General features: G+C 52.3%; 8 protein-coding genes. All 8 read right to left on the bottom strand.

Going from position 1 to position 13,198, the window contains the following annotated elements; genetic code table 11:
* Positions 1-22: 22 nt before the first annotated feature.
* On the bottom strand, positions 23-1,057 hold the full coding sequence (locus Enr10x_RS07080) for a succinylglutamate desuccinylase/aspartoacylase family protein (RefSeq protein ID WP_145105509.1): 1,035 nt from the start codon (positions 1,055-1,057) through the stop codon (positions 23-25).
* Between the two features lie 42 nt (positions 1,058-1,099).
* Positions 1,100-2,218: a mandelate racemase/muconate lactonizing enzyme family protein gene (locus tag Enr10x_RS07085; RefSeq protein WP_145105512.1), complete on the bottom strand. Its 1,119-nt coding sequence runs from the start codon at positions 2,216-2,218 to the stop codon at positions 1,100-1,102.
* A gap of 54 nt (positions 2,219-2,272) precedes the next feature.
* Complete coding sequence (locus Enr10x_RS07090; protein WP_145448544.1) at positions 2,273-3,670, bottom strand: DUF1501 domain-containing protein; 1,398 nt, start codon at positions 3,668-3,670, stop codon at positions 2,273-2,275.
* 12 nt (positions 3,671-3,682) lie between these two features.
* Positions 3,683-7,066 (bottom strand): PSD1 and planctomycete cytochrome C domain-containing protein, encoded by a 3,384-nt coding sequence (locus Enr10x_RS07095; RefSeq protein WP_145448545.1) that lies wholly within the window; start codon positions 7,064-7,066, stop codon positions 3,683-3,685.
* 14 nt (positions 7,067-7,080) lie between these two features.
* Complete coding sequence (locus Enr10x_RS07100; protein WP_145448546.1) at positions 7,081-7,701, bottom strand: GntR family transcriptional regulator; 621 nt, start codon at positions 7,699-7,701, stop codon at positions 7,081-7,083.
* Positions 7,702-8,330: 629 nt separating this feature from the next.
* On the bottom strand, positions 8,331-9,791 hold the full coding sequence (locus tag Enr10x_RS07105) for a glycosyltransferase family 2 protein (protein WP_145448547.1): 1,461 nt from the start codon (positions 9,789-9,791) through the stop codon (positions 8,331-8,333).
* A 175-nt stretch (positions 9,792-9,966) separates the two neighbouring features.
* Positions 9,967-12,096, bottom strand: coding sequence for a serine/threonine-protein kinase (locus tag Enr10x_RS07110; protein WP_145448548.1), 2,130 nt, complete (start codon positions 12,094-12,096; stop codon positions 9,967-9,969).
* Positions 12,097-12,114: 18 nt separating this feature from the next.
* A complete protein-coding gene (locus Enr10x_RS07115) occupies positions 12,115-12,729 on the bottom strand; it encodes an RNA polymerase sigma factor (protein ID WP_145105530.1) in 615 nt (204 codons plus the stop codon).
* Positions 12,730-13,198 lie beyond the last annotated feature (469 nt).

Consider the following 13,198-nt stretch of genomic DNA (forward strand, 5'->3'; position numbering starts at 1 on the left):
CCCGATGGTGAGAAACAGGAGATTATTCGAATGTTTTCAGGACGGCAGGATCCACATCATGCGCCAGGCAGAAGGCGATGTCTCCCTGGCTGGTTAAGGTTGGCCCGCGATGGGCGATCGCGATACCATCCGAGGGGGCTTCGATGATCGTCGGTTCGCGGTCCGGGCGTTCGAGGAAGTAGAGTGCTCCCAGGGGCTGTCCTGCTGAGACGTCGGCTCCGACATCGACGAAACTTTCAAACAGGCCGGACTCGGGGGCAAACATATAGTCGTCGGCGTCGAGTGCCTGGATCCAGCGGGTGGGAGCCAGGCCCAGGTCGGCGCGGCTCTGTTCTTCTCCCTGCAGGACTTTGAGGTGAATCAGGACATTGTGCAAACCGGACTGCGTGGTGCGGTGCACGCTGGCCGGAGTCACTTCGCCGCCGCCCATTTCAGTGGTGACGACGGTTTTTCCCATGTTTTCCGCTTCGACAGGCAGGAGCCCTTTGCCGGCGATATCGGCATAGAGGAATGCGAAATCGGTGTTGTAGGCGAGTGTGGCCTGAGCCATGCGGCGGCGCTGTTCGAGATCATCGACCAGGTGCAAGTGGGCACAGGGATAAAAGTAAACGCCGCGGCCGCCGGTGTGCAGATCGATGACGACATCGACTCGCGGAAAGATTTCCGTGGTGAGGTAGTGGGCCATGATTTCGGTGACGGTGCCCTCCGCGTTTCCGGGGAAGCAGCGGTTGAGGTTTTTCCCATCCAGGGGGGAGAGTCGCGTGGCTGCTTTGGCGGCGGGGATGTTGATCGCGGGGATGAAAATAATGCGGCCGGAAATCTGTTCCAGCTGCAGGGTTTTCATCAGTTTCATAATGGCGATGGGGCCGGGATATTCATCTCCGTGATTACCGGCCATGAGGAGCACGGTGGGGCCGTCGCCGTTGGCCATGGTGGCGATGGGAATCTGCAGTTGCGACCAGCCGCTCAAGTTGTAAGAGAAGGGAATATTGAGCGTACTCCATTGAGTACCGGGCTGTTCAAAGTCGATCTTCGTACGAATGGGAGTTTGTGTCATGTTGTGATCTCAGTCTGGTCAGGGGATGTGTGACAGGGGACACTATTTAGATTCTGATACAATATGAGCGGCGACGAATTCTTCGTTAAGCGTGACGCCGAGCCCCGGTCGATCGGGAACCTGAATGATGCCGTTTTCGGCCTGGACCTTTTCGTGGGTCAGTTCATTACGGATCGGTTCGTCTTCGACGCAGTCTTCAAAGATGAAGGCATCTTTGCAGGTGGCCAGCCAGTGCAGCGAGGCGGCAACAGTGATGGGGCTGGTGTAACAGTGATTGCAGGGCCGGGCACCAATATCGGAAACCCGCTGTTTCAGATAGGAGGCTTCGGTGAAGCCGTTACGGGCGAGGTCGATCTGATAGACATCGAGGGCCCGCTGTTCAAGATAGGGGCCGAAGGATTCGCGTCCGCATTCTTCTTCGCCGGCAGCGATGGGAACGGGGGAGCGATCTTTGAGCCAGGCATAACCGGCGACATCGTGAGGGAAGAGCGGTTCTTCGAGCCAGCCGATATTGTAATCGGCGAAAGCGTTGGCCCGCTGCAGGGCGGTTCTGGCATCCCAGACACAGCCGGCATCGATGAGCAGAGTGCCGTCTCCCATGCCTTCGCGGGCTCCCGCCACCAGTTCGATGTCGAGTGCTTCCGACTCTCCCATCGGTTCCCAGCCGAACTTGACGGCGGTGTAACCGTTTTCGATCCAGCGTTGGGCGATGTCGCAGGTTTCCTGGCCATCTTTACCGAACAGGATTGAAGCGTAGGCGCGGAATTCACTGTGATGAGCGCCGCCGAGTAGGCGATGGATCGGTTCGCCGAAGTGTTTGCCTTTGAGGTCCCAGAGAGCCATGTCGATCGCGGCCATCGCAGTGATGGTGACGCCGGTGCGGCCGAAGTACATGGTGTGGCGATACATTTTCTGCCAGAGGCGTTCTGTTTCCAGCGGGTTTTCGCCGATCAGGAGCTCTCTTAATCCGCAGGCCACGTTGTGGCTGTAAGGGGCGTCGATGATGGCTTTGACCACTTCGGGGGAGGAGTCCGCTTCGCCGATCCCTTCCAGACCGTTATCGGTTTTGATACGGACCAGAACCGAATCCTGGCAGCTGGCGGTTTTATTGGTGACGGAACCCGAGCGGAGGATCTGGCAGACGATTTGTTCGATTTTCATGGAGATGAGATGCCTTAACTGAAAGGAGAATGATTCCTAAAATGGTTGATTGTGTTATGAGATAATTTCTTTGACGACGCGACCGTGCACGTCAGTCAGACGGAAGTCGCGACCCGCATAGCGATAAGTGAGCCGTTCGTGATCAATGCCGAGCAGGTGCAGCATGGTGGCGTGCAGGTCGTGCACGTGGACTTTATTTTCAGCGGCCGCGAAGCCGGTTTCATCGGTAGCGCCATGTACGTAGCCTCCTCGGACGCCACCGCCGGCCATCCACATGCTGAAGCCGTAGTGATTGTGATCGCGTCCATTCATCGCGGGGAGCTCCGCGACCGGGGTACGGCCGAATTCGCCTCCCCAGAGTACGAGTGTGGAATCGAGCATGCCCCGCTGTTTGAGGTCCTGCAGGAATGCGGCGATGGGCTGGTCCCACTGCCCACAGAGGCGTTTCAGATTTTTTTCGATACCACTGTGATGATCCCATTCCTGTCCGCCGCTGTGCCAGACCTGGATGAAACGGACTCCCTGTTCGAGCAGGCGGCGTGTCATCAATAACTGGCGACCCTGGAGACCGTCGCCATACATTTCGTGGATGTGTTTCGGTTCTTTGGAAAGATCAAGGACATCGGAAGCAGCGAACTGCATGCGATAAGCGAGTTCGAAGGATTGGATGCGGGCTTCGAGCAGGGGATCGTGTCCGCGTTGTGCGAGGTGCCGCTGGTTGAACTGCTGCAGCAGGTCGAGTTGACGTCTCTGGCGTTCTGGAGTTTGTGGGTTGTTGATGTTTTCGATCAGGCGGGTGACGTCAGTCTCTTTGGTGTCCAGATGGGTTCCCTGAAATGAACCCGGCAGAAAAGCAGATCGCCAGTTTTTGGGGCCGACGACTGGAAAGCCGTTGGGGCAGAGCACGACGAAGCCGGGCAGATTTTCATTGAGCGTTCCCAGACCGTAATTGACCCAGGAGCCAAAACTGGGACGGGGCAGGGCGTTGTCGCCGCAGTTCATGAGTAACAGTGAAGGCTCATGATTGGGGATGTCGGAGTGCATGGAACGGATGACACACATGTCGTCGATATGGGTGGCTGTTTTCTGGAACAGTTCACTGACTTCGATGCCGGATTCGCCAAATTTGTGAAACTGGAAGGGAGAACCCAGTGCGCCGGCGGTTTTGCGTTCCGTGGGTAGATTAGGGTTGGGCAGTGGCTTGCCATGAAATTTCTTCAACAGCGGCTTGGGGTCGAAGGTATCGACGTGGGAGGGGCCGCCGTTCATAAACAGATGCACGACCTGTTTGGCCCGGGCAGGATGGTGGCGGGTGACGGAGGCGGTCTGCTTTGCTGCCTGCAGGCTTTCCTGAGAGGTCAGATCAGCGAGGGCGAGCATACCCATCCCCATGCCGGAGCGGGTCAGCATTTCGCGTCTTGTCAGAAACGGGTTGTGGCTGAACTGATGCATGATCGTACCGCTTTAATCGATAAACTGAAATTCGTTGGATAACAGAAGAATCTGTGCCAGGCTCTGCCAGGGGGTAATTCGGACCGGTTCCGGTTTTCTGAAATCCCGGGAGTAGTTCCACTGGCGTTCTGGTGTCTGCTCTGGTTTTTCACCGGAGGTAGCCGTGAGCGCCAACGATTGTGTTTTAATTTCGGGAGACCAGACAAAGGAGTCGAAGCCGAGCTGTCCGGCAATGTCGACCACGAAATCAATGGTCTGGCCTTGTTTGAGCTGGATCTTCTCAAGGTTAGTGTCGACCGATTTCTGGTGAATTGTCCAGGGACCGAGTACTTTTTTACCAGCGACGAGCACGCGGCCCCGGACTCCATTTCCCTGGGGGAGTTCATGGGCCAGTTTGCCGTGCAGGGAGACGGTCATCGTTTCAGGAGCCCGCCAGCGGATGACGGCGACATGCTGCATGTCATTCCCAGGATGGCCGCCCGTGTTGTCTAAAAAGACCCAGCCGATTTTGGGATCGGGGAGCTGGTTTCCGCCCTGATACTGTTTTCCATTCCAGTAGGGAAGTGGTTTGAAACCGGATAAGGTTTGTGTTTTTTCGTCGTAGGCTCCGTAGCCGTATTCCCATTCTGCAATCTCAGGTGCTGAAGGGGATTCGACCTGATCTGATTCCAGATATTGCTGCATGGCCTGTAATTCATCGGGAGTCGGCTCGCGCTGCAGGATAGACTGAAACAGCTGCCGGATGCCTGTCTGGGGATCTGGTGACTTGTGTGCCTGTTCTCCCAGAATGCGGGCGGCATTCAGTACGAGGGGGTGGTTCATGAGGAACAGGGACTGCCCGGGGACCGAGGTGGAATTCCGCGCACCGCTACTGACATCCGGAGAAGGGAAGTCAAAGGTACGGAGCAGCCCGGGAACGTTCTGACGATCGATGAACGTGTATAAGGTTCTGCGTTTGTTGGCAGTGGCTGCGATGCCTCGGACGGATTTGCCTCCCACAGCCAGATCGAGTTGGTGGCTGACCTGCAGCAGGGTATCGCGCATCGTTTCGAAATCCTGGCGTCTGCGATTCATGCGCCAGAGAAGTTTGTTGGCGGGATCTCGTTTCTCGCCAGCAACGTTGGAGCGACTCTGCTGCTGATACGTGGCAGAGGACATGATATAGTGGTGGAGTTGTTTGATGGACCAGCCGTGCTGCATGAACCAGCGGGCCAGGTGATCGAGCAGTTCGGGGTGGCTGGGTTTAGCGCCCTGGATACCGAAATCACTGGGAGTGGAGACGAGACCCTGTCCGAAATGATGCTGCCAGACACGATTGACGATCACGCGGGCGGTCAACGGATTCTCTGGAGAAATGATGGCCTGGGCCAGTTCAAGTCTCCCGCTGCCTTGCGTGAAAGGGTCTGCTGAGAGCTGATCAAAAAAGTGCAGATAGCGGCGGGGGACTGCCTGGGCTGGCGTCCCGGGGTTGCCGCGCCTGAAGACGCGGGGTTCGATGATCTGTTCTGCATCCTGAAGTGCGAGCATCTGTGCCAGTTCCGCGGGCGCTGTGGCGCGGGCCTGATCGAGGGCGGCATTCAGCTGTTTGACTTTCTCCTGCTGTTTTCGATCCGGGAAGAGACGCAGTACCGTATAGCCATGCAGGGGCATGACCAGCGGGGAGTGCGGGCTGAAGAATGCATTCAAAACGTCTGTTTGGGCTGCAGGAAAGGGCTGGGAGTTTTTCTGCTGACCCGGTCTGGTGGCCGTCACGGTTCGCGTTTCCCATGCCTGGTCAATCTGTTTGAACAGCGATGCATAGCCGCGAATGACATCTTCGAATGTTTGCGGGTTCTGTTTCAGCAGGTAGTCTGCGATCAGGCGTTCCGTTGGACTGGTTTTCTGGTTCTGGACTGAGTGCAGCAGCAATTTCAGGGCTTGAGGCTGAAAGTCGGCGGCAGGAATTTTTGCGAGTTTGTGCCAGAGTGAGAAAACGGGCTCCGCATTTTTCTCGGAAAGGTCCAGGAATTCCTGCCAGAGCAGCAGGACTTCGGGATTGAGATCATCGCCGTCGACAATCACGTCAAACTTGACGGTGTCCGGTCCGTTTCTCTGTGACTGGGCCATGGTCAGGTATTCGGCAAGTCGCTGATGTGTATCCTCGAGAACTTTGTGATGTTTCTGCTGATAGAGCTGATTCAGTTCCTGCGCTGTCTGCTGAATCTTTTGCGCCTGTTCGGCCAGTTGGGGCGACAGAGGACCCTGATTGCGGAAGGGGAGATCGATGGGCTGCAGTGAATTTCGAAAGACGCCGTAGAGCGAGTAATAGTCTTCAATGCTGATCGGGTCATATTTATGATCGTGACAGCGGGCACAGCCGACGGTCAGCCCGAGAAAACCGCGGGTAACGACGTCGATGCGGTCCGAAATAATATCGTGGGTGTCGTTTTTGAAGCGAGGACCGACGGTGATGAAACCGAGGGCCGCTAATGTTTCGTGTGGCAGCTCATCGGTCAGATAGTCTGCCGCCAGTTGTTCGAGAACAAACTGGTTGAATGGCTTATCCTGATTGAAGCTGTCGATGACATAGTCACGGTAGGTGAATGCATTGTGAAAGGTGGGCTTTTCAAAAAAGACATAACCTTTGGTATCTGCATAGCGGGCGAGATCGAGCCAGTGTCTGCCCCAGCGTTCGCCGTAATGGGGAGAGTCCAGTAATTTGTCGACTGTGGCTTGCGATACAGTGGGGCTGAAGGATTTTGAAAATGATTCGATCTCACTGTAAGCGGGGAGCAGACCGTTCAGATCCCAGTACATGCGTTTCAAGAGGGTAGCGGGAGTGGCGGGTGGAGAGGGGGAAAGCTGTTCCGCTTCGAGCCGGGCGAGGATGTAATAATCGATGTCGTTCTGAGGCCAGCTGGTGTTTATGACGGCAGGTCGCGGTGAGTTTTGAATGGGTTGAAAAGACCAGTGCCGGGAGAAGTCAGTTGATTTGGAGTCCGACAACCTGGCAGCTTCCGGCCAGACGGCTCCCTGCTCGATCCAGGTGGTCAGTACCTCAATTTCCTGCGGTGTGAGTGGTTGCTCAGGGGGCATTTCCAGCGACTCACGTTTGACGGCTGAGAGCAGCAGACTTTCTTTGGGCTGGTTTACCACAATGGCCGGTCCACTCTCGCCCCCCTTCAGCAGATGTTCGCGTGCATCCAGTCGGAGTTCTGCAAACTGTTTTTGGGGGCCATGGCATTCAATGCAATGTTTGAGGAGCAGGGGACGCACGTGTTGTTCAAAAAATCGAACGCGCTCCGCCTGGTGCTGCTGCGGGTTTCCCGGTTCTGCGTATCCCTGCTGGTGACCTGCTGGTAAAAGCAGGCAGATCAGCAGTCCCAGTTGATACACATGTAAATACGGATTCATCATGCGTCTCTTTTGTTTTACTCAATATGATTTTCGATGACTTGCAGCGCGTCTGCCAGACTCTGGTTTCTCAAAGCTTCGATGATCGGGAGATGTTCCTCGTAAATCTGCAATGGATTGGCGTAGTTCAAATGCGATTCACGGAAATGTCGCCTGACGCGCGAAACAATCGCGGACCAGATCGCCAGCAGGTCGGGGGAGTGAGAGCGAGTGACCAGAGCCCGGTGGAAGGCGATATCGTGTTCGGAAATCAGGGCGAAGTCTCTGGCTTCACATGCGTGTTTCATTTTGAGCAGAATCTGATCCCAGATCTGGAAATCTTCTTCGGTCAGTTGATCAAAGAAGAGTCGTACCGCATATTTTTCGATGGTGCAGCGCAGGGGGATAATCAATTCGGTGATTTCATCGGGGGCCGACGTCGCCACCATAGCACCTTTATTGCGATCCGTTTCCAGAACGCCTTCCCAGGTCAGTTGCTGGATGGCTTCGCGAATGGGGCCGCGACTGACAGAGAAGCGTTTGGCCAGATCGGCTTCTCGAAGTCGATCCCCCTCTGCAATTCGGCCGGCAAAAATATCTTCTCTGAGCCGTTCCACAATTTGCTCGCCCAGACCTCGGACTAACTGTAGATCATTCATTTGAGTTCCCTGTACCTGGGGAATGGTTTTTCCGTTTATTTTGTCTTTTGTAGATTGTTAACAATATATTGTCAAATGAATGTGATTCAGAAACAAAGGTTAATCAAGAATTGCCTGCTTTTGATTCATTGGTGCATAAGTGCACAAATATGTATTTTGTTTTGCTGAGAAGAATATAATACATCGACCAGGAGCAGGAAGAGTCTGGGATGTGGTAGCCGGGAAAAGGTAAGGCAGAATAGGAATCGTTCCAAACTGGATATTATTATTCAGTTTACGTCCATATTTTATTTGATCCATTTGGCTGAATATCACGTTATATTCAATATGGAATGGGTTGTGTTCAAATATAGCATTAGGGTGTAAAAGAACATGTGGTTGTGTTGTTTTAATAAAACATGTCGAATTTCTGAATATTTACAGGAAGATTTCCCGTTTCCCTCCCTATATCTCAGTAGAGGGTGTTATTCATTTTTGTGAAAGCAAAATGAACTAATCACGAAAGACACGGGCTCACTTGCTTTTTAGCACACATTGTAGGGGACTAGTGCCTGCTTCCTATCTTGTGTTGTGAGCTCGTGTTTTTCTATTTATGGCCCCAATCTTCTGAGAGGCCCCTTCCGGAAACGCTAATACAGGATGTTTTCCGGTGTCTGAACGTGACCACAATGCACGGAGGGGAGCATCATAATCTCACCATGTTCCCGTTTCAGTTGCGCGCACCAGGCCCAGTCATGAGCGGGAGATTTCCGATAATGGCTCCGCCAGTATTGAGGGGTCCTGTCTTTCCAGTACATCAGACAACCTGTACCACAATAATCCACTGATGTGATTTGTGTGCCCAGTTCCTTGAAGGTGTTCACGATGTGTTCCTCATCGAAAAAGCCGCCGACAAACTGAGATTCGATATGGCGGCTGCGGTAACAGCCTGAGACTGCATTCGGGGGAACCCAGCCGTTCATCAGGGTCTCAGAAAGTTCTTTGCCGGCTTCGAGCGGAACCAGGATATCGTCTTCGATAATCCAGTGAATATCTCCCCGCATTTCAGACTTCAGACGGTTACAGGCATGTGCCATGAACTGGGCGACCTTGTTTCTTCTGTCTCGTTCCGTTGTGTACTGGAATTTTACGGGATGGGAAATAATTCGAATCGTTTCGAAGGTGTTTAGATAGCGATAGGATTCATTTCTCATCTTTTCCAGTGTGCGTGGGTTGTTTGAATTATCCAGCAGGACCAGTTCTACCGGTTCCTGGGTGTTGATCAGTTTGACGGATTGGGCGACCGCTGACATCCACTGTGGAAAAAAGTCTGCCAGTCTGCCGCTGATAATGGATCCAATGCTCAATCTGGTGCAGATCTGTCTCATTTTGGGCAACAGTGTTTCCTGGCGTTCTTCGTTTTTCGTCTGGATATTGGCAGACCAGGAAGTCGGGTGCTGGCGATAAAGTAAGACGGCCTCGCTTTTCGCCGGAGTTCCCAGCCGAGAGCCTCGTAAAGCCAGGTCCCAGTCCCACATGGTGTTAATCTTATTCCGCCAGCGTCCTGCTGTTTCAAATGCATGACGATTCCAGAGGGCCGAGGTGTTGACAAAATTACGTAACCACAGGCGGCCCTCGGCCCATTCGGGGGCATCCCAGAATGTTGAAAAAGCACCGAATGCTTCTGCGGCACCATAGACAAAAGGAGTTTGAGGGGTAATGGCATCCAGATGTTTCTGGACATAGTCTGTCTGCAGGATGTCATCCCCATCCAGGAACAGGAGGTAATCGCCTTTGGCGGTTGAAGCACCCAGGTTGCGTGCCTCACAGACTCCACGATGATACTGGGATCTGAGCACCTGCAGGCCCTGATCGCGGTAGTTGTTGGCTACTTTGAGGGAATCGTCAAAGCTGCAGTCGTCGACATAAATCACTTCACATTCAACGCTTTGGTTCAAAGCGGATTCGATCGCCTCTGAGAGGAACGGTCCGTTATTTCTGGCTGCGATCACGATGCTGACCAGATTCCGGTCAGGGTCTACCTCTAAAATTGTCTGGTTTTCCTGTTGTTCTGCTTTTGCTGACTTTGGCCAGACTGCGTTTCCTACCATTAATTTAGCCCTTTTAAGTGAGAATCTGAAAACACGAAACTTATGTGAAGTATTCAGAAGGGGACCAACAGGTCAAGATAAAGATTTCAGATTCTAAAGGCGGGTAGTGATCTTATCTTGAGCGTCTGATCGGGAGAGGGTTTAAGAACCGCTGTTTTAGAATCCGTAAGAGGGATCAGTAAGAATATTCGGTCAGTTTTTTGAGGCTGTTTTTCAGATCCTGAAATTCCTTTTCTGAAATCCTGGTTTTTTTCAGAAACAGCTTTTCCATGCTGTGCAGTTGTTTGAACGCGGGAACAGTATCATCAGTGATCTGGGTCTCTTCGAGACTTAACCAGATCAGATCGGGATTGGTCCGCAGAAACTGCAGGCCTTTGTCAGACACATTCAAGCGGGCAAGGTTGACGGATTTGAGTTTTTGTAAATGACCAAGATACTGCACTCCCTGATCTGTCAGTTTCAGATTCTTTTGAATTGACAGGTTGGCTAAATTTTTCAGGCTGCTGATTACGGCCAGATCGTCATCGGTGATTCCCGAATTGTGCAGGTCCAGTTTCCAGAGCGCCCGCATCCCTTCCAGTGGTTTCAGGGATCCTGGTTCGACATCGCAATCGTCCATGTAAAGGATTTCGAGTTTTGACAGATCTTTGAGAGGTGCCAGCAGTTCGGGAGTGATGGTCTGTGGTTTGAAATCAATTTGAGTGATATTGAAGTCATGCTCAGGCAGTTTTTCTATTTGATTTACCGGCTCGATTTCACCGGAGATAACCAGTTCACACCCATGATTAATGAACCAGATGGCTGCTTTACGCTCCAGTTCCGGATGGGAAGTGTTCGGTTCAGCTGCGGATACGGGAGAGGAATTTTCCGACAGTGGGACGACGGGGATGGGATCCTTCGTTCCAGATATTTGTTCCCAGAACGGGATCGTGATGACGCCCAGAACGCAGCAAACGAATACGGATGAGACGACGGTTTTTTTCTGGAGCCGGGCAGGCTTGTGGGGGCGTGTGTACTGGGTGCTGGCTGTCTGCTGCAGGGCTTCAATCGCTGGAGAGAGCCTGGCGTTATTGCAGAGTGCTCTTAATTCCTGTGATTCAGTAAACCGGGTTTCCGAGGATTCGCTGAGTACCAGGTCCGAATGCTCATGCAGAAAATGATCCAGGATTTCCACAATTTCAGCCATGGTCTGGATCCGTTCTTCCGGATCTTTCTTGAGCATGGACTGAAACAGTGCTTCGAGTTCATCGGGAATCTCCGGTCGGGAAACCCTGATATGGGGCGCCGGGTCTTCGCGATGAGCCAGGATGGTTTCGATTTGGGATGGTCTCTTAAAGGGCGGGCGGCCTGTGAGCATTTGAAAGAAAGCGCAACCCAGGCTGTAGATGTCGGCGCGATGATCAATTCGCTTGACGCTCTGTGCCTGCTCAGGGGCCATGTAATACACGCTTCCCATGATGCAGTGGCTGTCGGTCAGGTCGCTGGCTTCTCCCTGTGAGAGACCTGCCAGGCCCAGGTCGAGAATTTTGACCTGGCCGTCGACTGTTAAAAACAGATTGGAGGGCTTGATATCCCGATGGATCAACTGGTGGTTATGAATGTATTGCAAGCCGTTGGCCACCTGTCGCAGAATGTAACAGGCGGACGTGATCGAAAGTTTTCCTTCTGCTTTCAGGATGGATTTGACATCATGTCCATCCAGATATTCCATGACCAGAAAACAGGTGCCATCGATCTCACCTGCGTCTCTGGCTTTCACGATGTTCGGGTGATCCAGATTCCCGATCACTTCCATTTCCCGATAGAACCTCTGGATCTGATTCTTATCGTCCCAGCGACTGTTCAGGATCAGTTTGACAACGACCTGTTTTTTCAGGTGTGTGTGAGTGGCGCGATAGACAACTCCCATGCCTCCTTGCCCGATCTGTTCAATCAGATTGTAGTTTCCCAGCGTTCTGACTGGTGTTTCTTCCAGGGGCGTAAAAGCAGGCGTGGGCCTGGAGGCAGCTTTGGGAGGCGAAGTATCCTGGGAAGATCCAGACTGTTGAATGGAAGAGATGGTTGAGCGAAACAGCCGATCGATGCGATCATCTGAGAAAGGCTGTTTTTCTGCATGGGCCTCCTGCAGTTGCCGCTGATGGCAGTGCTGCCAGGCTTTCAGTTCGTCATCATCCGCTTCAATTTCAATTCGTTTCTGGCAACTCGCACAATGATTCAAGTGCTCTGAGCAGCGTTTCAGTTCTTCGCTGTCCAGATCATGAACGAGATATTGAATGATTTGACTGTCCGAGAGGCACTTATCCATGAAGAACTCGAGAACTGTTTATTTCTGGAACACGATGCTGTCAAAAGAGAGCCGCTTGATTTCTTCTTTGAGTTTTTGCTGCACCAGAAATTTTGCTTTATAAATCCAGTTCAGCTCGACTTCTAATTCTACCGCTGCTGCTTTTGAGGGGGAATCCTGAATCCAGGTAAGTTCGAAGGCACGCCAGGTTTTTTCATCAAACTGGGGACGAATATTCTCCACGGCAGTTTCGTAAATATGGCTGCAGAATTCATCTGACCAGACACCGTCGATTTCGCCAGGATGTTTGTTGATAAATTCTTCCAGCTCACTATTGCCCGTCTGGTGCTGGACTCGTTGGTTTTTCTTCCAGAATCGGCAGATCTCATGGTAGGTGACAGTACCCAGCCAGGAACGAAAACGCCCCAGTTTGCGATTGTATTCAAATGAATTCAGGGAAGTACTGATCTGACGAAAGACTTCCTGGCAGACATCTTCCGCATCGGTGTCGTTTAACCGTTTTTTGCGGCAATAGTTGTAAATTAATGGCCCATAGATTTTCACAAACTCCATCCATGCTTCCGTATCCGTGTGGAGGCGGACACGATTCAGGAGGGTGATATGTGTCGAAGGCCATTCAGCACTGTAATTCATTTGATGGCGGTCCTTACTGATCTCTTCAGGGTCTCAGCTTTCTGAATCATCAGATGCTGAACGTCGTCTCTGGTCAATCTTATGGATTCGAATCAGTTCAGGAGGTAGATGTAAAAGAAGTACATCTTTTAATTTACTCGAACCATCTGAAGAATGGAATAAAATTCTCCAGCAGGAAAAAGACATTCTGGTAATCTTTGGAGTTCGCGAAAACGCTCCCGCATATGATATTGATACAGGTACGTACCTTCCCTTATTTAATTAACTCATCGAAAAAAGCAGACCTGCGCCAGAGATTTGGGATTTTCAGGAAAAAGTCAAAAACGGCTATGATAATGGGTCTTTCATCGTCGTTTTGTTACTTGAGGAGTCAAGCAGGGAAGATAAAACGGCTTGAGTATGTGAGGCTGGGGAAATCGAAGCGGTCTCGTGAGGAATTCACCAATTCTCAGCAGCATGAGTTGTTTCT

This window comes from Gimesia panareensis, assembly GCF_007748155.1.
Lineage (GTDB): Bacteria > Planctomycetota > Planctomycetia > Planctomycetales > Planctomycetaceae > Gimesia > Gimesia panareensis.